The sequence below is a fragment of the gamma proteobacterium symbiont of Lampromicra miyakona genome, assembly GCF_059730895.1.
The window spans coordinates 84,057-108,907 of sequence record NZ_AP035932.1; the positions used below are offsets into that span (position 1 = coordinate 84,057).

Here is a 24,851-nt window from a genome sequence, read left to right on the forward strand (position 1 = left end):
GCTTGATAATCCGCAGCAGCGTTGGCGCACTTTACGTATCTTTTCTAATGAACCATGCTTTTCCATTCTTTTAAGTGTTTCAGCAGTTCCAGCGGCTCGATGTCAGCAATCAATTTCATGTCTATAAAGGTAAAGATATCCTCTTTGAACGTGCTTAGAATCTCCTCACGATAACGAAGTGACCAGCGGTCAGCTTTAGCTTTGTGCCATTCTCGCGCAATTGCCTCGAAAGTTTTTGCGGTAGCGATTTTCCTAGCTTGCCTTTGTACCTTCTTAATCGCGCCGGATCATCTTCGGCTGTAAAGCTGTGTCCGGCTTCATCTCGTTTCTGACGTGCCATAGCAAGCGGCATCAGGATAAACACCGATAGACAGTAACTTTCACGTCCTAAAACGCGTTACTTCATTCGCCAATAGCGAGAACCGTTGGGATTTATCAGCAAGTACAGACTACCGCCATAAGCGAGCTTGTAAGGTTTATCGAGGGGCTTTGCAGTGCGCACCTTGACGTCAGTTAAGTGCATTCCATCCCCTCTAGGGGGATCAATTTTGTGGGATAATTTTAAACCCCCCTTAAATACCCCGTTATGGGAGTTGAATTGAGTAGATTTAGAGTGACATCAGGAGAGTACGAGTTGAACCTAACTTGCAGATTTTAAGATTTTTATTGATGTAGCTTGAATTGAAAGGAGTAAGAGTGGCGGAAGATCACAGGAGTCGAACCTGCCCGGGACCGCTGGCGGCCCCAACCGGATTTGAAATCCGGCCGCCTCACCGGAGACGACGATCTTCCTTTGAAGATGCCGCGCAGTATAGCGGCAATTGGCGGCAAAATCTTGATCGCAGCGGGGCGTTACTGCACCTTCTCGCCGTGATGCTGTCGATACTCCTTTGGCGTGGTGGCGTAGCTTTTCTTAAACACCGAATAGAAGTACTGCAGGGAAGGATAGCCGCACATCTGCGAAATTTCATTAATATTCAATGAAGAGCAGGCCAGCAGTTCACGCGCTTTCTCCAGCTTTTCGCGGTGAATCATGGCGTGAATGGTGTCGCCGGTCTCATCGCGAAAACGCTTTTCCAGATTGGAGCGCGACATGCCAATCGCATCCAGCACCTGTTCGACCTTGATGCCTTTACAGGCGTTAAAGCGGATGTAATGCATCGCCTGAATCACCGCCGGATCGCGCAGCGAGCGAAAATCGGTAGAACGGCGGGCAATGACTTTCACCGGCGGCACCAGAATGCGTTGCAGCGGCAACGTTTGCCGATCGAGCAGACGATGCAGCAGTTTGGCGGCCTGATAACCCATCTGGCGCGTGCCCTGGGCTACCGAAGAGAGCGCCACGCGGGACAGATAGCGCGTCAGCTCTTCGTTATCGATACCGATTACGCTGAGCTTCTCCGGCACCGGAATTTTCAGGTGTTCACAGGCCTGTAGCAAATGACGCGCACGCGCGTCGGTCACCGCGATAATGCCGGTCTGCGGCGGCAGCGTTTGTAGCCAGTCGGCGAGGCGGTTTTGCGCGTGCTGCCAGTTTTCCGGCGCGGTTTCCATTCCCTGATACACTACGCCCTGATAGCGCTCGCGCATCACCAGCTGGCGAAACGCCTGCTCGCGCTCCTGCGCCCAGCGTTTGCCGCTGGCGGCGGGCAGGCCGTAAAACGCAAAGCGATGAATGCCTTTCTCTTTCAGGTGCAGAAAGGCACTCTCCACCAGCGCAGCGTTGTCGGTGGCGATATAGTGCACCGGCGGATAATCCTGCTGCCGGTGATAAGAGCCACCAACGCCGACAATCGGCACCGGCACATTGCTGAGCAGGCTCTCGATCGAGCTGTCGTCGTAATCCGCAATGACGCCGTCCCCCAGCCATTCGCGGATGTTGTCGATGCGGCAGCGGAAATCCTCTTCAATGAAGATATCCCAGTCGGTTTGTGAAGCCTGCAGATACTCGCCGACCCCTTCCACTACCTGGCGGTCATACACCTTGTTGGCGTTAAACAGCAGCGTAATACGGTAACGTTTTTCGTGCATCGTGGCGCGCTCCCTTAAACCTGTTGCGCATTGCATAGCACGGCGGAAAAGGCAGCAGAAATTGTTTGCGCCACATTGTGATCGCCCACGCGATTACACCCGGCGGCGCGTGGCCGTATCCATCCACACCGCCAGCAGTAAAATCGCCCCTTTGACGATGTACTGCCAGAAGGTCGGCACGTCCATCATGCTCATGCCGTTATCCAGAGACGCCATGATGAAGGCGCCCATCACCGCGCCGGCCACCGAACCGACGCCGCCGGCCAGACTGGTGCCGCCAATCACGCAGGCAGCGATGGCGTCCAGTTCGGCAATATTACCCGCTGAGGGCGAGCCAGCACCAAGACGTGAACTGAGGATCAGGCCGGCAATAGCCACCATGACGCCGTTGATGGCGAACACTGCCAGCTTGGTGCGCGCCACATTGATGCCCGACAGGCGCGCTGCATCAATGTTGCCGCCGATGGCGTAAATCCGCCGTCCGAAGGCGGTGCGCGTGGCCATAAACATGCCGCCGAGCAGCAGCAGTGCCAGCAGCAGGACCGGTGTCGGCACCCCGCGGTAATCGTTCAGTAACCAGATGGCACCCAGCACCAGAACGGCGGTAATCGCCTGGCGTGCCACCGTGCCGCTGGCGGCTGGTTGTGATAACCCCAGCTGCTGGCGACGCAGCCGCAGCCGCCATTGCCAGAGAATAAACAGTGCCAGACCGGCGAAGCCGAAGCCAAAGCCAACACCGCCCGGCAAATAGCTTTGCCCGATCTGCGACATCGCCGGCGTCGTTGGCGCTACGGTGGTGCCATCGGTAATACCAACCAGAATGCCGCGAAACGCCAGCATGCCCGCCAGCGTAACGATGAACGAGGGCACTTTACGGTACGCGACCCACCAGCCATTCCAGGTGCCCAGCAGCAGGCCAAGCACCAGCGTTACCACGATGGTCAGCGGCAGCGGCCAGCCGAGCCAGACGTCAAAGATGGCCGCGGCACCGCCCAGCAGGCCCATCATCGAACCGACGGAAAGGTCGATTTCCGCCGAGATAATGACAAACACCATGCCCACCGCGAGGATGCCCGTGATGGCGGTCTGGCGCAGCAGGTTAGAGACGTTGCGTGGGCTAAGCCAGGCACCGTCGGTGGTCCAGGTGAAGAACAGAGCGATAAGCACAATCGCTCCCAGCATCACCAGCACCTGCAGATTGAAGCGCGGAAACTTGCCCGGCGCTGGCTTGCCCGGGGTACCGGACAGGCTCTGGCTACTTTCAGTTTTAAGCATAATGTTCGCTCCGCAGGGCAGCTTCCATGACCTGCTCCTGAGTCAGGTTGTCGTTAATCAGATCGGCTTTGATTTGCCCTTCGTGCATCACCAATACGCGGTCACTCAGACCCAGCACTTCAGGCAGTTCGGAGGAGATAACAATCACCGCGATGCCCTGCTGCACCAGCGCGTTAATCAGCAGATAGATCTCCTGGCGAGCGCCGACGTCGATGCCGCGCGTCGGTTCGTCCAGAATCAAAATGCGCGGATTGAGCAGCAGGCATTTGGCGAGGATCGCTTTTTGCTGATTGCCACCGCTGAGGCGGCCAATCGCCAGCTCGGGTGAGGAGGTTTTGACACGCAGACGGCGGATAGCATCGTTGATCGCCTGCTGCTCCTGGGCTTCATCCAGCGTGGAGAAGCGATGGCTGTATTGATCCAGCGCGGCCAGCGTGATGTTTTTCCCCACGCCCATCAGTGGCACGATGCCATCTTTTTTCCGGTCCTCCGGCACCATGGCGATGCCGTGCGCAATCGCTGCCCGGCAATCGTCAATCTTCACCTGCTGACCATCAATCCAGATTTCGCCCTGCCAGCGACCGGGCCAGACACCAAACAGGCACTGGACCGTTTCGGTGCGTCCTGCACCCACCAGCCCGGCAATACCGAGAATTTCGCCGCGCTTCAGGCTGAACGACACATTATTAACGCGGCGCACGTGGCGGTTGACCGGATGCCAGGCGGTAAGGTTTTCGACTTTCAGTACCGTTTCGCCGATCTCGTGCGGCTGGTGCGGATAGAGCGCGGTGAGCTCGCGGCCCACCATCATCGTGATAATGTCATCTTCACTCAGCCCGGCCGCTGGCCGTGTGGCGATGTGCTGACCATCGCGGATCACACAGATGGTGTCCGAAATTGCTTTGACCTCATTAAGCTTGTGGGAGATGTAGATGCAGGCAATACCGTGCTCGCGCAGGTTAGTGATAATCCCAAGCAGCACTTCGGTTTCCTGTTCGGTGAGCGACGAGGTCGGCTCATCGAGGATCAGCAGTCGCACCTGCTTATTCAGCGCCCGCGCGATCTCTACCAGCTGCTGCTGGCCGAGGCCGAGCTCGCCAACTTTGGTGGCAGGCGAAACGTTAAGTTTGACCCGCTCCAGCAGCTGCTGGCAGCGCAGCGTCATGGTTTCATCATCGACCATACCGAAGCGACCGAGCTCGGCACCGAGGAAAATGTTCTCCATGACCGTAAGCTGCCGCACCAGCGCCAGCTCCTGATGAATAATCACAATGCCTTTGCGCTCGGTGTCGCGGATGGTTTGCGCCTCGATGCGATCGCCGGCAAAGCGAATTTCGCCGTCAAATTCGCCGTGCGGGTAAAGCCCGCACAGCACTTTCATCAGCGTCGATTTGCCCGAGCCGTTCTCACCGCACAGCGACATGACTTCACCGGCTTCGAGCCGCAGGCTGACGGCGTCCAGCGCTTTCACCGCGCCGAAGCGCTTGGTGATGTTGTTCATTTCCAGCAGCATCGATCTGCTCCTTCGCGTTTCAGGCGCTTAGAGTTCGCTCTGTTTATGGAAGCCGTCTTTCACCACGGTGCTTTCGATGTTGTCTTTGTTGACCGGAATCGGCTTCAGCAGGCGCGACGGCACCTCTTTCAGGCCATTATTCAGCTTGCTGTTGCTGGCGGGCGTTTTGCCATCGCCCAGTTCCACCGCAATTTTTGCCGCTTCGGTGGCGAGTTCGGTGATGGGTTTGTACACCGTCATGGTTTGCGTGCCGTTCATGATGCGTTTGATGGCGGCGAGATCGGCATCCTGACCGGAAATGGCGACTTTGCCCGCCAGTCCCTGCGCGCTCAGCGCCTGAATGGCCCCACCGGCGGTGGCATCGTTGGAGGCAACGACGGCATCAATGTGGTTGCTGTTAGCGGTCAGCGCGTTTTCCATGATTTTCAGCGCATTCTCTGGCAGCCAGGCATCAACCCACTGATCGCCCACCACTTTGATGCTGCCGTTATCGATGTAAGGTTTTAACACTTTCATCTGGCCGGCACGGAACAGACGTGCATTATTATCCACCGGCGATCCGCCCATCAAAAAGTAGTTCCCTTTAGGTACCTGTTTAACCAGACTTTCGGCCTGCAGTTCGCCGACTTTTTCATTATCAAACGAGATATAAAAATCGATGTCGGCATTATTAATCATGCGGTCATAAGCGAGCACTTTAATGCCTTCGCGTTTCGCTTCGGCCACCACATTACTCAATACCTGACCGTTATAAGGAATGATGACCAGCACATCGACACCGCGATTGATCATATTTTCAATCTGCGAGATTTGCGTCTCTTCATTGCCGTTGGCCGACTGGACAAATACTTTGGCCCCAGACTTTTCCGCCTGGCTGACAAAAATGTCCCGGTCTTTCTGCCAGCGTTCCAGACGTAAATCATCGATCGCCATACCAATTTTCACTTCTTTCGCCAGCCCGGCGTGGCTGAACAGGGCCAGTGCAGCGCTGAGGGCTAACAGCGTGTGTCTCATTTTCATCATGGTCATCCTGTAGGTTGAGGCTATTGTCGTTGTAAGGCTATGAACCAGGGCGGATGAATTGTTGCCCCGCGACGTGAACAACATCAATTACTGATTTTTATCCTGCTATTACGTTTTTTTGTTTATTTGTGATTCTTTGAGCGCGATCGAAATTTTACGCGGCCATCTGTTAAATCTTGCAGCGGCGCTGCGCGCCGGCACGCGATGTAATTAAATACATGGATTTGCGAGCTGCCGCACAAATAATAATTATCTTAAGTTCAGTGTGAAATATCGTAATTGAGCTGAACGCTTACGCCTCCGCAAAATAACGCTTCACTGCTGACCATTCGGGTCTGATGCTAAGGAGCACAACATGCACGCTTATTTCGACCAGCTTGAGCGCGTTGGTTATGAAGGGGCCAATACCACTAACGCACTGGCGTTTCGTCATTACAATCCGCAGGAAGTGATTCTGGGTAAAACCATGGCGGAACACCTGCGTTTTGCCGCCTGTTACTGGCACACGTTCTGCTGGAACGGTGCGGATATGTTCGGCGTGGGGGCCTTTGATCGCCCGTGGCAGAAAAATGGCGATGCGCTGCAGCTGGCGAAGCTCAAAGCGGATGTCGCGTTCGAGTTCTTTTACAAACTCAACGTGCCTTATTACTGCTTCCATGATGTCGATGTGTCACCGGAAGGTGATTCGCTGCGCAGCTACCAGGAAAACCTGGCGGTAATGACCGATAAACTGCTGGAAAAACAGCAGGAAACCGGCGTCAGATTGCTGTGGGGCACCGCGAACTGCTTTACGCATCCCCGCTATGCGGCCGGCGCGGCGACCAGCCCGGATCCGGAAATTTTCGCCTGGGCAGCCAGCCAGGTGTGCAGCGCGATGCAGGCGACGCAGACGCTGGGCGGTGAAAACTATGTGCTGTGGGGCGGACGCGAAGGATACGAGACGCTGCTGAATACCGATTTGCGGCAGGAGCGCGAGCAGATCGGGCGCTTCATGCAGATGGTGGTGGAGCACAAGCATAAAATCGGTTTCCAGGGGATGCTGCTGATTGAGCCGAAGCCGCAGGAGCCGACTAAACATCAGTATGACTTTGATGTCGCGACGGTCTACGGTTTCCTCCGCCAGTTTGGCCTGGAAAAAGAGATCAAAGTGAATGTGGAAGCCAACCATGCCACGCTGGCGGGTCACTCTTTCCATCATGAAATTGCGACGGCGATTGCGCTGGGCATCTTCGGTTCGGTCGATGCCAACCGCGGTGACAGCCAGTGCGGCTGGGATACCGATCAGTTCCCGAACAGCGTCGAAGAAAACGCGCTGGTGATGTACGAAATCCTCAAAGCGGGCGGGTTCACCACCGGCGGCTTAAACTTTGATGCCAAAGTACGGCGCCAGAGCACCGACAAATACGATCTGTTTTATGGCCACATCGGCGCGATGGATACCATGGCGCTGGCGCTGAAAGTGGCGGCGCGTATGGTGAGCGATGGTGAGCTGGATAAGCGCGTGGCGCAGCGCTATAGCGGCTGGAATGGTGAGTTCGGCCAGCAAATTCTGAAAGGCGAGTTTTCTCTTGCCTCGCTGGCGGCGCATGCTCAGCAGCAGCAACTCAATCCGCAGCATCGCAGCGGACGCCAGGAGCAGCTGGAAAATCTGGTGAATCACTATTTGTATAATTTCTAATCCATCGGGAGCTAAGCATGGTTATCGGGATCGATTTAGGCACCTCCGGCGTTAAAGTGGCGCTGCTGGATGCGCACGGCCAGGTTCAGGCAACGGCCAGCGCGCCGCTGCAGGTGACGCGTCCGCAGCCGCTATGGAGCGAACAGGATCCCGAAAGCTGGTGGCAGGCCACCGATAGTGCCATGCAGGCGCTGGCGCAGCAGCACGATTTACGCCACGTCAGCGCCATCGGCTTTAGCGGCCAGATGCACGGCGCGACGCTGCTGGACGCCGCGCATCAGGTGCTGCGTCCGGCGATCCTGTGGAACGATGGGCGCAGCAGCGCGCAGTGTCACGAGCTGGAGCAGCGCGTGCCGACGTCGCGTCAGATTACCGGCAACCTGATGATGCCGGGTTTTACCGCGCCCAAATTGTTGTGGGTGCAGCAGCATGAACCGGCGATATTTGCGCAGGTAGCAAAAGTGCTGCTGCCGAAAGATTATCTGCGCTGGCGGATGAGCGGCGATTTCGCCACCGATATGTCAGATGCGGCGGGAACAATGTGGCTGGATGTGGCACAGCGCGACTGGAGCGATGCAATGCTGGCGGCGTGCGGGCTGAACCGCAGCCACATGCCGCAGCTGTTTGAAGGCAACCAGATTACCGGCACGCTGCTGCCGGAAATTGCGGCGCGCTGGGGGATGGAGCCGGTGCCGCTGGTGGCCGGCGGCGGCGACAATGCGGCTGGCGCCGTGGGCGTTGGCATGGTTGAGCGAGGGCAGGGCATGCTGTCGCTCGGCACCTCCGGCGTCTATTTTCTGGTGAGCGAAGGCTATCTCAGCAATCCGCAACGCGCCGTGCACAGTTTCTGTCATGCGCTGCCGCAGCGCTGGCATCTGATGTCGGTGATGCTGAGTGCCGCCGCCTGTCTGGACTGGGCCGCTGCGCTGACCGGCTGCGATGATGTGCCGCACCTGCTGGCCGAAGCTGAACGCGCCAGCGCGCAGGCCACGCCGGTATGGTTTTTGCCTTATCTTTCCGGAGAGCGCACGCCGCACAATAATCCGCAGGCACAGGGGGCTTTCTTTGGCCTGACGCACCAGCACGGCCGGCCGGAACTGGCGCGCGCGGTGCTGGAAGGCGTGGGCTTTGCGCTGGCGGAAGGCATGGATGCGGTGCATGAGTGTGGCGTACTGCCCAACACGGTGATGCTGATTGGCGGCGGTGCGCGCAGCGCGTACTGGCGGCAGATGCTGGCGGACATCAGCGGACTGACGCTGGATTATTGTCACGGCGGCGAGGTGGGACCGGCACTCGGTGCCGCGCGCCTGGCGCAGCTGGCGATGGACCCGACCAGCGAATGGCCGGCACCGGCGTTAGTGCAGCGCCATCAGCCGGATGCCGCGCAGCATCAGGCCTATCAGCCGCGCCGTGCGCGCTTTGCGCAGCTATACCAGCAGCTGTTGCCACTGATGTCCTGATTTGGCTGACGCATGGCCGGATGAGGTCGTAAGGCGTGAGCAGAGTCGGGTATGATGGGAAGAATCGATGAAGATACGTGGCCGGATTTGGCTGCGCATCTTCGCCCATCGTTACCCTTCATCGCCTGAGGAACCCACCATGCCGCAGCCCGTCTATTTTCTTGTCCTGCCGGGCGTCATGGCGCTCGACCTCACCGGGCCGGCAGAAACGCTGCAGCTGGCGGGCGGACATTTTGCGCTGCACTACATCGGCCCGCAGGCGAGCGTCACCTGCTCGACCGGCATGACCATTGCTGATATTGCACCGCTGCCCGCCACGCTACCCGATAACAGTCTGCTGATTGTGCCCGGCGTGTTCGATTCCCGCATCTGGTTCGATACCGGGGCAGCCGGGCAGGCGCGCGACTGGCTGCGCCAGCAACACGGCGCGATTCATACGCGGCGCATTACCCTCGTGTGTATTTGCTCCGGCGCGCTGCTCTCCGCGCAGGCTGGTCTGCTGGATGGCGTACAGTGCACCACGCACCATGATGTGTTGCCGCGCCTGAAAGCTGCCGCGCCGGCTGCGCTGGTGAAAGACAACCGCGTGTTTGTGGAAGATGCCGGCATCTGGACCAGCGCGGGGATTACTGCGGGTATCGATCTGGCGCTGCACCTGATCAATCGTCTGTGCGGCGCGCGGCAGGCGCTAACGGTGGCGCGGGAGATGGTGGTGTGGTTCCGCCGCTCGGGTGACGATCCGCAATTGTCGCCGTGGCTGCGTTATCGTAATCATCTGCATCCGGCGATTCATCGCGCGCAGGACGCGATGATTGCGCATCCGGAACATGACTGGTCGCTGGGCGCGCTGGCCGAACGTGCCCACGTCAGCGAGCGCCATCTGACGCGCCTGTTTCGCCAGCATCTGGGTATCAGCGTGCGGGAATACCACGAGCAGCTACGGCTGGTGATTGCGCGCCAGCGCCAGCAGCAGGGGGAAGCGGCGGAGAAAGCGGCGCTGGCCGCCGGCTTCTCCTCGGCACGCCAGCTGCGCCGCGCCCGGCAGCGCTGGGACGATCAGCTCACCAGATGATGCTTGTCCACGCGTTTCAGCACCATTGCCAGCAGCAGGCTGCCCAGCAGGGTTACGCCAAAGACCCACGGCAGATCCAGCCACGGCCGCGACATATCGTCGTAATGATGGGTACGCAGATAGTGAATGAACAGCGCATGGAAACCATAAATCGGCAGCGAATAGCGTGAAATGGTCGCCAGCAGCGGCAGCGGCCGGTGGTTCAGCACATTTTTAAACAGCACCAGCAGGCTTATCGCCGCGATAAACACCAGTGGGCCACAGTAAAGATACCAGGTGTCATTAAACGCGCCGTTAATCTTCAGCATCTGTCTGGTGCCGAGCGCGATACCGATGACGCAGGCGATAAAACTCAGCCCTGCCAGCCAGCTGATGCCGCGCCTGTCGGTATCCATCACGCCAATCGCCCGTCCAAGCAGCGCGTACAGCAGGTAGTAAATCGAGTCGCCGCTGACATACAGATTGACCGGCAGCCAGTGGAACGGCCCCAGCGACTGGCTGACGGTGTTCGGATTAGCGATCACCGCGAGGATCAGCACCAGCAGCGCCACATAGCGCGGCGGCACGTTTTTCACCTGAATCAGCGGAGACAGCAGGTAGATGCCGATAATGGCGAAGAAGAACCACAGATGGTAGAACACCGGCTTCTGCAACAGCTTCAGCAGCGATCGGCCTTCGCTGATCGGCGTCAGCCAGGTGATGTAGGCCAGCGCGACGGCGCTGTAGAACAGCAGACACAGCACAATGCGCAGCAGATGACGGCCCTGCGCGCTGCGTTCGCCAAAGAACAGATAACCGGAAATCATGAAGAACAGCGGCACGCAGACGCGCGAAGCCGAGTTAAGCAGATTGGCGACGTCCCAGCTGGGTCCGGTGACTGCCATCGGTCCGGTGATGTACCAGGTGGTGGTGTGAATGACGATCACCATCAGACAGGCGACCGCGCGTAAGTTATCAATCCAGCAGATTTTTTGCGACATGGCTTCCTCGTGCGTACTCCGTGCGAAGAAGGGTAGCCAGTGCACAGCGGGCCAACAACCCCCGCAGCCTGGATTTCGGAGCTCTCTGTTAACCGCCGCATAACCGCACCCGCCTGCGCCAGGATTTCCGGCTGCACAATGCGCGGTCAAAGGGTATACTGTCGCACTCTTTTTAAATCCACCCGTATCGCGTGCGAATTCAACATGCAAAAGTTTGATACCAAGACCTTTCAGGGCCTGATCCTGACCTTGCAGGATTACTGGGCGCGTCAGGGCTGCACCATTGTCCAACCGCTGGACATGGAAGTGGGCGCTGGCACTTCTCACCCTATGACTTGCCTGCGTGCTCTCGGGCCAGAGCCGATGGCGAGCGCCTACGTGCAGCCATCGCGCCGTCCCACCGATGGCCGCTACGGTGAAAACCCGAACCGTTTACAGCACTACTACCAGTTCCAGGTGGTGATTAAGCCGAACCCGGACAACCTTCAGGAGCTGTACCTCGGATCGCTGAAAGAGCTCGGTATCGACCCTGGCGTGCATGACATTCGCTTCGTCGAAGATAACTGGGAAAACCCAACGCTGGGCGCCTGGGGACTCGGCTGGGAAGTGTGGCTGAACGGCATGGAAGTCACGCAGTTCACCTACTTCCAGCAGGTCGGCGGCCTGGAGTGTAAGCCGGTGACCGGCGAGATCACCTACGGTCTGGAGCGCCTGGCGATGTACATCCAGGGCGTGGACAGCGTGTACGATCTTACCTGGAGCGACGGCGCGTTCGGCAAAACCACCTACGGTGACGTGTTCCACCAGAACGAAGTGGAGCAGTCGACCTACAACTTTGAGTACGCCGACGTCGATTTCCTGTTCAGCTGCTTCGAGCAGTATGAAAAAGAGGCACAGCAGCTGCTGGCGCTGGAGAAACCGCTGCCGCTGCCGGCCTATGAGCGCATTCTCAAAGCCGCGCACAGCTTCAACCTGCTTGATGCGCGCAAGGCGATCTCGGTCACCGAGCGCCAGCGCTATATCCTGCGTATTCGCACCCTGACGAAAGCCGTGGCGGAAGCCTATTATGCCTCCCGCGAGGCGCTCGGCTTCCCTATGTGCAACCGTAATAAGTAAGAGGCAGCCATGACCGATAAAACTTTCCTGGTGGAAATTGGCACCGAAGAGTTGCCTCCGAAAGCCCTGCGCAGCCTGGCAGAAGCCTTTGCTGCGCACTTTACCGCTGAGCTCGACAGCGCCGGTCTGGCGCATGGCGACGTCAGCTGGTTTGCGGCACCGCGTCGTCTGGCGCTTAAGGTGGCACAGCTGGCGGCCGCGCAGCCCGATCGCGAAGTAGAAAAGCGCGGCCCGGCTGTCGCTGCGGCGTTTGATGCCGAAGGCAAGCCGACTAAAGCGGCAGAAGGCTGGGCACGTGGCAACGGCATCACCGTAGAGCAGGCTGAGCGTCTCAGCACTGACAAAGGCGAGTGGCTGGTGCATCGTGCTGCGGTAAAAGGCGAAAGCGCGCAGGCGCTGCTGCCGGCGATGGTCGCGACCGCGCTAAGCAAGCTGCCGATTCCAAAACTGATGCGCTGGGGCGCCAGCGACGTGCAGTTCGTGCGTCCGGTGCACACCGTGACGCTGCTGCTGGGTGATGAGCTGATTCCGGCCACCATCCTCGGTATTCAGTCCGATCGCGTTATTCGCGGCCACCGCTTCATGGGCGAGCCGGAGTTGACGCTGGATAATGCCGATCAGTATCCGCAGCTGCTGCAGGAGCGCGGTAAAGTGATCGCCGATTACGCCACGCGTAAAGCCAAAATCAAAGCCGATGCCGAAGCCGCCGCGCAGCAGTTGGGTGGTAAAGCCGACCTGAGCGACAGCCTGCTGGAAGAGGTGGCTTCGCTGGTGGAGTGGCCGGTGGTGCTGACGGCGAAGTTTGAAGAGAAGTTCCTCGCGGTACCGGCTGAAGCGCTGGTGTACACCATGAAAGGGGATCAGAAATACTTCCCGGTTTACGCCGAAGACGGCCAGCTGCTGCCAAACTTCATCTTCGTCACTAACATTGAATCGCGCGATCCGCAGCAGATCATTGCCGGTAATGAAAAAGTGGTGCGTCCGCGTCTGGCCGATGCCGAGTTCTTCTTCAACACCGACCGCAAAAAGCGTCTGGAAGATAACCTGCCGCGTCTGGAAACCGTGCTGTTCCAGAAAGAGCTGGGTACGCTGCGTGACAAAACTGACCGCATTCAGGCGCTGGCCGGCTGGATTGCCGCGCAGATTGGCGCTGATGTCAATCACGCCACGCGCGCCGGCCTGCTGTCGAAGTGCGACCTGATGACCAATATGGTGTTCGAGTTCACCGACACCCAGGGTGTGATGGGCATGCACTACGCGCGCCACGATGGCGAAGCGGAAGATGTGGCGGTCGCACTTAACGAGCAGTACCAGCCGCGTTTCGCCGGTGACGATCTGCCGTCCAGCCCGGTGGCCTGCGCCGTGGCGATTGCCGATAAAATGGATACCCTGGCCGGTATCTTCGGCATCGGACAGCATCCGAAAGGCGATAAAGACCCGTTTGCGCTGCGTCGTGCCGCGCTGGGCGTGCTGCGTATCATCGTTGAGAAGAACCTGCCGCTCGATCTGCAAACCCTGACGGAAGAAGCGGTGCGCCTGTACGGCAGCAAGCTGAGCAACGCCAACGTGGTTGATGATGTCATCGACTTCATGCTGGGCCGTTTCCGCGCCTGGTATCAGGAAGAGGGCCACAGCGTTGACACCATTCAGGCGGTGCTGGCGCGTCGTCCAACCCGTCCGGCCGATTTCGATGCACGTATGAAGGCGGTTTCGCACTTCCGTACGCTGGAAGCGGCTTCGGCGCTGGCGGCGGCTAACAAGCGCGTGTCGAATATCCTGGCGAAAGCCACCGAAACCCTGAACGACAGCGTGCAGGCGTCCCTGCTGAAAGAGAACGCTGAAATTCAGCTGGCGACCTTTGTCACCGCGCTGGGCGACAAGCTGCAGCCGTACTTTGCGGAAGGCCGCTATCAGGATGCCCTGGTGGAGCTGGCGCAGCTGCGCGAAGCGGTGGATAACTTCTTCGACAACGTCATGGTGAATGCCGATGACGAAGCGGTGCGTATCAATCGCCTGACGCTGCTGGCGCAACTGCGCAAGCTGTTCCTGCAGGTGGCGGACATTTCGCTGCTGCAGTAAGCGATGGGCAGAAGTGAACCGAAGGGACGAGCAATCGTCCCTTTTTTTTCACGCAGCAGAAGGGGTGAACAGGCGCGCGTCGCGCAGCAGGTGATCGTTACCGCGACGGCGGGTAAAGCCGCTGCGGTCAAAGAATTCCAGAATCTGCACCGCGACTTTGCGGCCGGTACCCAGCTGGTTGCGGAAGTCGGCGGCGCTGGTGCTGCCTCCGGCGGCCGCGCGCTGACGAATCAGATCGGCGAAGATCTGGATCTGAGCGCTGCGGTAGTAGCGATCGCGCACGATCGCCGTGATATGGCCGAGACGCGCCGCGGTGAGCAATAAACCGCGAATTTGCTCTTCATCCTGCTGCAGCGCATCGGCAATGTCGCGCACCCACAGCGGCTGATCGCTGAACAGCGGCTCGACCTGCTGCCACAGCGTGGCTTCCTGCGGATTAAAGCGCGGCGCGAAGTCGGGCAGGTGCAGCCAGCCCTGTTTCTGCCGCAGCTCGCCTTGTGCCAGCATCTGGTCGATTAATCCCGGCACCAGCGGTGCCGGCGCATGCGGCAGCGCCACACGGCGCAGGCGATCGTGGCCGATGCCCGGCAGCTCCGGATGCTGCTGGTGGAAGGCGCTCAGCGCTTCCCGTAAACGCTGCTGCCAGGCGCTGGCCATTGTGTCGCTCATCAGGCTGGTCCCCAGCCGTACCGGATTCAGCGGCAGCAGCAGCGCGTCCAGCGCCGGCGCAGTGAGCTGGCGCGCCCAGCCGAGCTCGTCATACGCGGCTGGTTGATACGCCAGATGCGCCTGCAGGCTGGCGCTGTCATCCCGCGCCGCGGCCAGTTGCTGTAGCCACTGCAGGTAGTCCGGCTGGCGTTTACCGCGCTTTTTGCTGTCGCACAGCAGTACGCGTCCGCCGCCCAGCGTGTGCTGCGCATTGCTGTCGCGGATAATTATCCGATCGTTTTCCGCCAGCCACAGCGGCTGGCTGAGCACCAGTTCAGCCACATCGTCCGTGAGCTGCGTTAAGCGGCCGGTGACGTGGCTGGCCGCTTGATGCAGATGCACCGGCTGTGAGGCCGTTTTCAGCGGTTGCAGCAGGCGCAGTGCAACGATCAGCCGCTGCGTGCCGGCGAGACGCGGCTGCGCCAGCAGCCAGTCGCCGCGCGTAATCTGTGCCTTCTCCACGTCACCGACGATATTCAGCGCGATGCGCTCGCCCGCCTGCGCGCGCGTCACTGGCTGGTTCTGCGCATGCAGCGCCCGCACGCGCAGCGGCAGGTTCAGGCTGCTGAGCCACAGCGTGTCGCCCACCCTGACTTCACCGCTCAGCGCGGTGCCGGTGACTACCAGCCCGGTGCCTTTCAGCGTGAAAGCGCGGTCGATGGCGAGCCGGAAACGGCGGCCAGGCTCAAACGCCGGTGCGTTCAGGCTGCTGAGGTGCTGGCGCAGCGTTTCAATGCCCTGCTGCGTATGGCTGCTGGTAACAAACTGCGCTGCCGCTGGCCAGCCGAGCTGCTGCGTGAGCTGCGCGACCTGCTGCTGCACCTCCGCGATGCGTGCGGCATCGACGCGGTCGGCTTTGGTCAGCGCCACGCTCAGCGGCGGCTGTCCGGCGAGGCTCAGCAGCTGTAAATGCTCACGGGTCTGCGGCATCACGCCATCGTCACAGGCCACCACCAGCAGCGCATGATGAATGCCGCCGATGCCGGCCAGCATGTTGGCGAGAAATTTTTCATGGCCAGGCACATCAATGAAGCCCAGCGTGCGGCCATCGGGCTGCGGCCAGTAGGCATAACCGAGATCGATGGTCATGCCGCGCCGTTTCTCTTCCGGCAGGCGATCGGCATCAACACCGGTCAGGGCCTGCAACAGTGCGGTTTTACCGTGATCGACATGTCCGGCCGTGGCAATAATCATGGTACTAAGGTCCGTATCAGGGCGGCTTCGTCATCAAGGCAGCGTAAATCCAGCCACAGTTTGCCCTCCTGCAGGCGGCCAATCACCGGGCGTGCCAGCTGGCGCCAGCGTTGCGCCAGGGCGTTGAGCTGGCTGCCGTGACCGTCGCGTGGCGTGAAGGTGATAGCAAAGCTGGGCAGACGTTCGACCGGCAGCGAACCGCTGCCAATTTGCGAGGAACAGGCGGCGATCGCCAGCGAAAAATCGGCGCTAAAGGCGTGCTCCAGCGCCGGCATCAGACGTTCAGCCTGTTGCAGAATATCGTGCGCGCTGCGCGTCAGCAGGCGCAGTGTTGGCAGCGCTTCATGCAGGGTTTCCGGCTGACGGTAGAGCTGCAGCGTGGCTTCCAGCGCCGCCAGCGTCATTTTATCGACGCGCAGTGCGCGCTTCAGCGGATGCTGTTGCAGCTGGTCAATCAGCGCTTTTTTGCCGACGATAATCCCGGCCTGCGGGCCACCCAGTAGTTTGTCACCGGAGAAACTCACCAGGCTCACGCCGGCCGCAATCAGCTGCTGCGGCATCGGTTCAGGCGGCAATCCGTACGTCGTCATATCCACCAGCGAACCGCTGCCGAGATCGCTGATCACCGGCAGGCCGTGCGCGTCGCCTAACTGCACCAGCTCGGCTTCAGGCACGGCATGGGTAAAGCCCTGAATCTGGTAATTACTGGTATGTACCTTCATCAGCAGGCCGCTATCCCCGCCGATGGCGCCGCGATAATCCTTCAGATGGGTGCGATTGGTGGTGCCGACCTCCACCAATCGGCAGCCCGCCTGGCGCATCACGTCAGGGATACGGAATGCGCCGCCGATCTCCACCAGTTCGCCGCGAGACATAATCACGTCGCGGCCCGCTGCCAGGCTGGCCAGCATCAGCAGCACCGCAGCGGCGTTGTTATTGACGATACAGGCAGCTTCGGCGCCGGTTAGTTCGCACAGCAGTGCGCTGACTGCGCGATCGCGATGGCCGCGCGCCGCGTCGTCCAGCGCATACTCCAGCGTTACCGGCTGGCGCAAACAGGCGCTGACCGCCGCGATTGCGCGATCGCTGAGCTGCGCGCGCCCGAGATTGGTGTGCAGCACGGTGCCGGTCAGGTTAAACACCGGGCGCAGCGCGCTTTGCTGCTGCTGCTGCGCGCGGCGCAGCGCTTCATCCGGCCAGCTGGCGTGCCAGTGCGGTAACGATTGATGTTGCTGAATGTGGTCGCGCGCCTCCTGCTGCATGCCGCGAAGCTGGCGCGTGATAAAGGCGGTACCGGATTGTGCCAGCAGCGTCTGCAGCGCCGGATCGCGCAGCAGGCTGTCGATGGCAGGGAGCTGACTGTAGAGGGCTTTCATCACATCACTTAGTGGGTGGGCGGAACCGTACGGGCAAAGCTTTCCCGCTCGAACAGCGTTTCTGCCAGTTTAACCAGCGCCGGGCGATTGACGCACCAGTTGGGCAGCACGCGGCGAAAATTGAGATAGCCCAGGGTGCAGCCGGTGGCGATATCGGCGAGGTTGAGCGTGCCGCTGTTGAGCAACTCGCCCTGCGCGGCGGCGGTTTCCAGAGCGTCGAGGCCGCGCGCGATTTTCTCGCGATTACGCAGCAGCACCTCTTCCGATTGCCGATCACCGGGACGCATCTGTTCGCGCACGATCATCACCGCCGCATCATTGATGCCGTCGGCCAGCTTCTCCAGCTGGCGGATCTGCAGGGCGCGCAGTGCGTCGTCGGGCAGCAGGGCAGGGGCATCGCCACGCAGTTCAATCACCTGAGCAATGATCGAGGAGTCAAACCAGGTCAGCTGCTGGTCATCAATGAAGGCCGGCACTTTACCCAGCGGATTGTACTGCGGGACGTGGCTGTCAGGCTCCCACGGAGAGTGGTTGACGAATTCAAACACCAGGCCCTTTTCCAGCAGGATCACTGAGATTTTGCGCACAAACGGGCTGGTATAGCTGCCAATCAGTTTCATCAGATGTCTCCGTTGCGATAAATGCCAGGCTCCACATTGTAGCGGCGCGATTTATCGCGCAGGGTTTGATGGTGCAAAACCGCGCGATAAATCGCGCCGCTACAAATCGCAGAATGAGTAAATTTACTGCATCAATCCCCGGGAAACATAAACGGATTCAGGCTGCTGCGCGCGAATCCTTCCTGCTCCATGCGGGCATCCAGCACCAGCGAGGCGAGATCGTCGGCTACCGGTTCCAGCGCCGGATCTTTCTCCTGGTATAGCATCTTCAGATAGGTACCGCAGTCGCCGCAGCTTTCGGCTTTCACGGCGGCCTGCTCGCTGTCCAGCGACCAGTAATGCAGATCGCGCGTTTGCTCGCAGTTCGAGCACTTGCTGCGCACCACGTACCACTCGCTTTCGCACAGGTTACAGTGCAGATAGCGCAGACCCTGCTGGCCAACGTCCATGTGCACCACGCTGGCGACCGGCACGCTGGCACACACCGGGCAGAACTGACGGTGCTCGCCATATTCGGCCCGCGCTTTGCCGGGGATCATCGCCGCCATCTGCGCCCAGTAAATTGACAGCGCCGCCCAGATGAACGGGGCTTTATCACTGCTGACCTGGGCGAATTCGCCTTCCAGCAGCGCGCTGGCAAGGGTTTCCAGCTCGGTGGACGAGGCCTTCTCCAGATTCTCCAGCACCGCCAGCGCCTGGCCGCTCATCTCTGGCTTCAGCTCGGCGATCAGCGAATGCAGCAGCCGCTGCCAGTGTACATCGCGCGGATAAGTGTGGATATCCAGCGGCGGTTTGCCCTGCTGCGCGCTCTCTGCCAGCCGCTGATGCAGATCGATCTGCAGCGGATGGTCATACAGCACGATTTCCTGGGCCTGCGCGATCACTGCGGCAAAACGCAGGTAGTCGCCCAGCGGATTTTTCGCCGCCAGATCACGCAACCGCGCCGCACGGCGGCTGTAGAGATTTTTCAGCCGGGGGAAAAGTAACGGCGGAACTTGCTCCGCCGTGTTCTTTTCGCTCTTCTCCAGCTGCTCCTGCGGGATGATGCGAATACTCATCAGGGACGTTTTTCCTGTTGTGTTTGGCGTTGGCGCTGCTCGCGATACCAGCGTGGGTGATGTTTCTTCGCCCACGCGGCCGGTACCCAGCCCTCAACCATGGCGGTAATGGTGCCTTTCACCCACAGGGCGGCATAAATATGCACCATAATCGTCATGATCAGTGCCACAGCCGAGACCGAATGCACCACCAGCGCGGCGCGAATCAGCGGAATGGTGAAGTACCCGGCGAACCAGGGGCGCCAAATGACAATTCCGCTCGCCAGCAGCAAGACTAAGCTGATGATAGCAGCCCAGAACACACACTTCTGCCCGAAGTTGTATTTCCCGGTATCGCCCACCTCTTCATTACGCACGATTTTGCGGATATTTTTCGCCCATACCAGATCGTCGCGCTGGATAAGATTGTGCTTCCAGTAGCGTAAGAACATGATAATAAAGGCTGCAAACATCACCACGCCGACGAACGGGTGCAGAATACGCGCCAGCTGTGGCGTACCGAGCACGTGCATCAGCCAGTTAAACGACGGGAAAAAGAAACCCAGTCCGCTGAGCGCGGCAAACACAAAACAGAACGCGACAATCCAGTGATTGATGCGTTCCGGCGCGCTGTAGCGCACCAGACGATCGCGCTTTTTCATCATTCGCGCTCCTCTTTTTCATGCAGGTTTTCGTCGTCGTCCTCTTCCACCCGGTTCGGACCGACACCAACGTAGTGGAACACCGCGGCGGCGAAGGTGGCGGCAAAGCCGATAGCAGCCAGCGGTTTCCAGACGCCTTTCCAGAAGGTGACCGCCGGGCTGATGCTCGGGTTGGCCGGCAGGCCGTGATACAGCTGCGGTTTGTCGGCGTGGTGCAGCACGTACATGACGTGCGTGCCGCCGACGCCAGCCGGATCGTACAGCCCGGCGTTGGCATAGCCGCGCGTGTTCAGCTCAGCGACGCGATCGGCAGCCAGCTGCTGCATATCACTTTTGCTGCCGAAATGAATCGCCCCGGTCGGACAGGTTTTCACGCACGCCGGTTCCTGACCGACGTTAACGCGATCAACGCACAGCGTGCATTTATACACGCGGTTGTCGTCTTTATTCAGCCGCGGCACGTCAAACGGACAGCCGGCGATGCAGTAGCCGCAGCCAATGCACTGTTCCGACTGAAAATCGACGATCCCGTTCGCGTACTGAATAATCGCGCCTTCCGACGGGCAGGCTTTCAGACAGCCGGGATCGGCACAGTGCATGCAGCCATCCTTGCGGATCAGCCACTCCAGCTTGCCGTTCTCCTCGACCTCCGAGAAACGCATCACCGTCCAGGATTTGGCGGTCAAATCCGCCGGGTTGTCATACACCCCGACGTTATGACCGACTTCGTCGCGGATGTCGTTCCACTCTGAACACGCGACCTGACACGCCTTACAGCCGATGCAGGTGGTGACGTCGATCAGTTTCGCCACTTCCTGCTGATGGTCACGCGCCTGCGGGGCAGGCGTGAAACCATTGGTGGCGGAGCGGCGGATAATGTCTTGCGATTGATAAGCCATATTCGTTCTCCGTTACACCTTCTCGACGTTAACCAGGAACGCCTTAAACTCCGGCGTTTGCGTGTTGGCGTCACCGACAAACGGCGTCAGGGTATTGGCGATAAAGCCTTTTTTCGCCACGCCCTGATAGCCCCAGTGAATCGGGATGCCAATGGTATCGACAGTTTTGCCATCGACGTTGAGCGGACGCAGGCGCTTGGTGACCACCGCTTTGGCTTTGATATAGCCGCGGTTGGAGCTCACTTTCACCGTATCGCCCTGGGCGATGCCGAGCTTGTTCGCCAGCTTCTCGCCAATCTCCACAAACTGTTCCGGCTGCGCGATAGCGTTGAGCAACGCGTGTTTGGTCCAGTAATGGAAATGCTCGGTCAGACGATACGTGGTGCCGACATACGGGAACTGCTCCGCTTTGCCCATTGCCGCCAGATCGTCTTTGAACACGCGCGCGGCCGGGTTGGAGACCACGTCAGGATGCAGCGGGTTGGTGCCGAGCGGCGTTTCAAACGGCTCGTAGTGCTCCGGGAACGGTCCTTCTGCCATTTTGTCGATGGCGAACAGGCGGCCCATGCCTTCCGGCTGCATGATAAACGGCCCGACGTTACTGCCCGGCGCGGCCGTGCTGTAGTCCGGAATATCCATACCGCCCCACTTGCTGCCATCCCATTTGAGGATCTGGCGTTTCGGATCCCACGGGTTGCCCTGCGGGTCGGCGGAGGCGCGGTTATACAGGATGCGGCGGTTCAGCGGCCACGCCCAGCTCCAGTTCAGCGTATTGCCCAGCCCGCTCGGATCGGTGTTATCGCGGCGCGCCATCTGGTTACCGTCCGGTGTCCAGCTACCGGCAAAAATCCAGCAGCCGCTGCTGGTGCTGCCGTCATCTTTCAGATGGGCAAAAGTGCTGAGCTGCTGGCCTTTTTTCACCAGCAGCGTGCCTTTGTCATCGTAGATATCCGCCAGCGCCTTGCCGTTGCTCTCCATCGCCACCTCTTCCGAGGCCGGATTGTCGGGCGTCAGGTAATTCCAGGTCATGTTCAGCACCGGCTCTGGCTGCGCACCGCCTTCGCGCGCATACATCTCACGCAGACGCAGATAGATACCGGAGAGAATTTCACCGTCGTTGAGCGCTTCGCCCGGCGCATCCTGACCTTTCCAGTGCCACTGCAGCCAGCGGCCGGAGTTAACGATTGAGCCGTTCTCCTCGGCAAAGCAGGTCGATGGCAGACGGAACACTTCGGTCTGAATCTGCGCCGGATCGACATCGTTAAACTCGCCGTGGTTTTGCCAGAAGGTCGAGGTTTCGGTGTTGAGCGGGTCGATGGTGACGAGGAACTTCAGCTTCGACAGTGAATCGATCACTTTGCGCTTGTTCGGGAACGACGCCACCGGGTTAAAGCCCTGGCACAGATAGCCGTTGACCTTGCCCTGCGACATCATCTCGAAGTACTGCAGCACGTCGTAGCCTTTGTCCCACTTCGGCAGCCAGTCAAAGCCCCAGCTGTTCTCCGCCTGCGCTTTATCGCCAAAGAAGGCTTTCATCATGCTGACGAAGAATTTCGGGTAGTTGCCCCAGTAATTCACCTGGCCCGGCAGCGTCGGCTTCGGCGTGTTCGCCGCCAGATAGCTGGTGAGATCGGTTTGTTTTTCCGACGGCAGCGTCATATAGCCCGGCAGGCTTTGCGACAGCAGGCCGAGATCGGTCAGACCCTGAATATTGGAGTGTCCGCGCAGCGCATTGACGCCGCCGCCGGCCATCCCCATATTGCCCAGCAGCAGCTGAATCATCGCCATGGTGCGAATGTTCTGCGCCCCGACGGAGTGCTGTGTCCAGCCCAGCGCATACAGGAACGAGGTGGTGCGGTCGCGCGCGCTGGTTTCGCCAATCAGCTCACAGACGTGCAGGAAATCCGCCTTTGGCGTGCCGCAGATGCGCTCGACCATTTCCGGCGTATAACGGCTGACGTGCTGCTTCAGCAGATTCCAGACGCAGCGCGGATGGCTCAGGCTGTCATCGCGTTTGGCAAAGCCGTCGTCGCCCAGCTCGTAGTTCCAGCTGGTTTTGTCATATTTGCGATTGGCTTCGTCGTAGCCGCTGAACAGGCCGTCGTCGAAATGGTAATCCTCTCGCACGATCAGGCTGGCATTGGTGTACGCCTGCACATATTCATGCTGGATTTTGTCATTCTGCAGCAGCCACAGCAGTACTCCCGACAGGAAGGCAATGTCGGTGCCGGGGCGGATAGGCGTGTAAAAGTCTGCCACCGATGCCGTGCGCGTGAAGCGCGGATCGATAACAATCAGTTTGGCTTTGTTGTGAATTTTGGCTTCCATCGCCCAGCGGAAACCGACCGGATGCGCCTCAGCAGCGTTTCCGCCCATCACCACAACCAGATTGGCATTACGGATGTCGACCCAGTGGTTGGTCATCGCACCGCGACCAAATGTTGGAGCAAGACTTGCTACCGTTGGTCCGTGTCAGACGCGTGCCTGGTTGTCGACCGCCAGCATACCGAGCGATCGGGTAAATTTTTGCGTTAAGTAGCCGGTTTCGTTGCTGGAGGCCGAAGCGCACAGCATGCCGGTGGAGAGCCAGCGGTTTACCGTCACGCCGGCGGCGTTCTGCGCGATAAAGTTGGCGTCGCGATCGGCTTTCATCAGCTGCGCGATGCGCGTAAAGGCGTCATCCCAGCTGATGCGCTGCCATTTGTCGGAGCCTGGCGCACGGTATTCCGGATATTTCAGACGGCTGTCGCTGTGGACAAAATCAAGCAGGCCCGCGCCTTTCGGACAGAGCGCGCCGCGGCTCACCGGATGGTCCGGATCCCCTTCGATGTGGAAAATGGTCTCTTTGGCGTTTTTCGCGCCATCGCCGAGGCTGTACATTAACAGGCCACAGCCGACTGAGCAGTAAGTGCAGGTATTACGGGTTTCGCGGGCACGCAGCAACTTATACTGCCGTGTTTCCGCCAGCGCGGCTTCCGGCGTAAAGCCGAGCAGTGCTGCCGTGGTTCCTGCCATACCGCCAGCGCAGATCTTGAAGAATTTTCTTCGGCTGACGTTCATGGGTAATCCTTGAGTCGACATTGCTGTAATAATTTTTTTGCGCTGGATGGAGCCGGGGTTCAGAATGGCTCCACGCAGGATTGCGTCAAAAGCGACCTGATATTACCACTACTTTAATGTGGTTGTTATGCGAGACGAGAGAAGTGAAAGCGAAACAGCAAAAAAGTAACCAGAATGTGAATGAGATCGCAGGACTGAGCCAGACCACCGTATGGCAGCGCCACGCGATTACTGAAGCGGAAAGCGACTGGCTGGCGCAGGAAGTGCCGGTGGCGCTGGTCTACAACGGCATTTCACACGTGGTGATGATGGCGACGCCGGATAATCTGCAGGCTTTTGCGCTCGGTTTTTCGCTCTCCGAAGGCATTATTGAGCAACCCGGCGAGATCTATGGCATGGATGTGGTGCCGGGCTGCAATGGGTTCGAAGTGCAGATCGAACTCTCCAGCCGGCGTTTTATGGCGCTGAAGGCGCAGCGTCGCGCCATGGCGGGCCGCACCGGTTGCGGCGTATGCGGGGTGGAGCAGCTGGATCAAATCGGCAAGCCGGTGCAGCCGCTGCCGTTTACGCAGACCTTCGATCTGGCCTGCCTTGATAACGGGCTGGCACAGCTGCGCGATTTCCAGCCCATCGGCAATCTGACCGGCTGTACGCACGCCGCCGCGTGGATGTCGCCGCAGGGCGAACTGCAGGGCGGCTGCGAAGACGTGGGTCGCCACGTGGCGCTGGATAAGCTGCTGGGTCAGCGCAGCCAGCAGCACTGGCAGCAGGGCGCGGTGCTGGTTTCCAGCCGCGCCAGCTATGAGATGGTGCAAAAATCTGCCATGTGCGGCGTAGAGATCCTGTTTGCCGTCTCGGCCGCCACCCAGCTGGCGGTTGAAGTGGCCGAGCGCTGTAACCTGACGCTGGTCGGTTTTTCTAAACCGGGACGCGCCACGGTGTACAGCCATCCGCAGCGTCTGATCAACGGTTGATGTGCGATACATGCCGGGAATCTCACCGTTCGCGGCATGCGGCGTACCGGGAGGTGTCAGGCAATCTTATATTACGCTGCGCTTTTTCTGGTTA

General features: G+C 59.5%; 18 protein-coding genes, 1 tRNA gene and 1 pseudogene. 6 read left to right on the forward strand and 14 right to left on the reverse strand.

All coding sequences use genetic code 11. The features are described from left to right. Window positions 1-15: 15 nt before the first annotated feature. The 6 genes and pseudogenes from AC6I8P_RS00430 to xylF form a co-directional block, all read right to left on the reverse strand. A pseudogene (locus tag AC6I8P_RS00430) lies at window positions 16-523 on the reverse strand (tyrosine-type recombinase/integrase); the annotation flags it as partial. 174 nt (window positions 524-697) lie between these two features. Beyond that, window positions 698-792, reverse strand: a tRNA-Sec gene (locus AC6I8P_RS00435). Between the two features lie 60 nt (window positions 793-852). Next, window positions 853-2,031, reverse strand: a complete 1,179-nt coding sequence (gene xylR, locus AC6I8P_RS00440; RefSeq protein WP_021506871.1) for a D-xylose utilization transcriptional activator XylR — start codon at window positions 2,029-2,031, stop codon at window positions 853-855. A gap of 93 nt (window positions 2,032-2,124) precedes the next feature. Then, on the reverse strand, window positions 2,125-3,306 hold the full coding sequence (gene xylH, locus AC6I8P_RS00445) for a xylose ABC transporter permease XylH (protein ID WP_058758166.1): 1,182 nt from the start codon (window positions 3,304-3,306) through the stop codon (window positions 2,125-2,127). Next, the gene (locus tag AC6I8P_RS00450; RefSeq protein WP_058758165.1) at window positions 3,299-4,819 is read right to left on the reverse strand and encodes a xylose ABC transporter ATP-binding protein; all 1,521 of its coding nucleotides are present in this window, start codon (window positions 4,817-4,819) and stop codon (window positions 3,299-3,301) included. Before AC6I8P_RS00450 ends, xylH begins: the two co-directional genes overlap by 8 nt. 27 nt (window positions 4,820-4,846) lie before the next feature. Next, complete coding sequence (gene xylF, locus AC6I8P_RS00455; RefSeq protein WP_058758164.1) at window positions 4,847-5,839, reverse strand: D-xylose ABC transporter substrate-binding protein; 993 nt, start codon at window positions 5,837-5,839, stop codon at window positions 4,847-4,849. A gap of 358 nt (window positions 5,840-6,197) precedes the next feature. On the opposite strand from xylF, the gene xylA reads away from it, so the two are divergent. The 3 genes from xylA to AC6I8P_RS00470 all read left to right on the forward strand — a co-directional run bounded on the left by xylA (window position 6,198) and on the right by AC6I8P_RS00470 (window position 10,052). Continuing rightward, entirely contained in the window at window positions 6,198-7,520 is a 1,323-nt protein-coding gene (gene xylA, locus AC6I8P_RS00460; RefSeq protein WP_058775593.1) for a xylose isomerase, read from the forward strand. Window positions 7,521-7,537: 17 nt separating this feature from the next. Beyond that, a complete protein-coding gene (gene xylB / locus AC6I8P_RS00465; RefSeq protein ID WP_498027513.1) occupies window positions 7,538-8,980 on the forward strand; it encodes a xylulokinase in 1,443 nt (480 codons plus the stop codon). 139 nt (window positions 8,981-9,119) lie between these two features. Then, window positions 9,120-10,052, forward strand: a complete 933-nt coding sequence (locus AC6I8P_RS00470; protein WP_058770764.1) for a GlxA family transcriptional regulator — start codon at window positions 9,120-9,122, stop codon at window positions 10,050-10,052. Here the strand turns inward: AC6I8P_RS00470 and AC6I8P_RS00475 are convergent. Then, window positions 10,037-11,032 (reverse strand): acyltransferase, encoded by a 996-nt coding sequence (locus AC6I8P_RS00475; RefSeq protein WP_278707481.1) that lies wholly within the window; start codon window positions 11,030-11,032, stop codon window positions 10,037-10,039. The genes AC6I8P_RS00470 and AC6I8P_RS00475 overlap by 16 nt on opposite strands. A 204-nt stretch (window positions 11,033-11,236) precedes the next feature. Here AC6I8P_RS00475 and glyQ point away from each other — a divergent pair, with 204 nt between their 5' ends. Next, a complete protein-coding gene (glyQ, locus tag AC6I8P_RS00480; RefSeq protein WP_021506863.1) occupies window positions 11,237-12,148 on the forward strand; it encodes a glycine--tRNA ligase subunit alpha in 912 nt (303 codons plus the stop codon). A 9-nt stretch (window positions 12,149-12,157) separates the two neighbouring features. Next, window positions 12,158-14,227 (forward strand): glycine--tRNA ligase subunit beta, encoded by a 2,070-nt coding sequence (glyS, locus tag AC6I8P_RS00485; RefSeq protein WP_241798567.1) that lies wholly within the window; start codon window positions 12,158-12,160, stop codon window positions 14,225-14,227. Between the two features lie 48 nt (window positions 14,228-14,275). On the opposite strand, the gene selB is transcribed toward glyS, so the two are convergent. The 7 genes from selB to fdnG form a co-directional block, all read right to left on the reverse strand. Beyond that, entirely contained in the window at window positions 14,276-16,129 is a 1,854-nt protein-coding gene (gene selB / locus AC6I8P_RS00490) for a selenocysteine-specific translation elongation factor (RefSeq protein WP_241798568.1), read from the reverse strand. Beyond that, window positions 16,126-17,505: an L-seryl-tRNA(Sec) selenium transferase gene (gene selA, locus AC6I8P_RS00495; RefSeq protein WP_498027514.1), complete on the reverse strand. Its 1,380-nt coding sequence runs from the start codon at window positions 17,503-17,505 to the stop codon at window positions 16,126-16,128. Before selA ends, selB begins: the two co-directional genes overlap by 4 nt. Before the next feature lie 8 nt (window positions 17,506-17,513). Beyond that, on the reverse strand, window positions 17,514-18,125 hold the full coding sequence (locus AC6I8P_RS00500; protein WP_021506859.1) for a glutathione S-transferase: 612 nt from the start codon (window positions 18,123-18,125) through the stop codon (window positions 17,514-17,516). 131 nt (window positions 18,126-18,256) lie between these two features. Continuing rightward, window positions 18,257-19,183, reverse strand: a complete 927-nt coding sequence (gene fdhE / locus AC6I8P_RS00505; protein WP_058770768.1) for a formate dehydrogenase accessory protein FdhE — start codon at window positions 19,181-19,183, stop codon at window positions 18,257-18,259. Then, window positions 19,183-19,824 (reverse strand): formate dehydrogenase cytochrome b556 subunit, encoded by a 642-nt coding sequence (fdoI, locus tag AC6I8P_RS00510; protein WP_031279592.1) that lies wholly within the window; start codon window positions 19,822-19,824, stop codon window positions 19,183-19,185. Before fdoI ends, fdhE begins: the two co-directional genes overlap by 1 nt. Beyond that, window positions 19,824-20,723, reverse strand: coding sequence for a formate dehydrogenase subunit beta (fdxH, locus tag AC6I8P_RS00515; protein ID WP_021506856.1), 900 nt, complete (start codon window positions 20,721-20,723; stop codon window positions 19,824-19,826). Before fdxH ends, fdoI begins: the two co-directional genes overlap by 1 nt. 12 nt (window positions 20,724-20,735) lie before the next feature. Further along, entirely contained in the window at window positions 20,736-23,783 is a 3,048-nt protein-coding gene (fdnG, locus tag AC6I8P_RS00520) for a formate dehydrogenase-N subunit alpha (protein ID WP_081049407.1), read from the reverse strand. Between the two features lie 143 nt (window positions 23,784-23,926). On the opposite strand from fdnG, the gene fdhD reads away from it, so the two are divergent. Then, entirely contained in the window at window positions 23,927-24,757 is an 831-nt protein-coding gene (gene fdhD, locus AC6I8P_RS00525; RefSeq protein ID WP_058758153.1) for a formate dehydrogenase accessory sulfurtransferase FdhD, read from the forward strand. The last annotated feature ends 94 nt before the right edge of the window (window positions 24,758-24,851 follow it).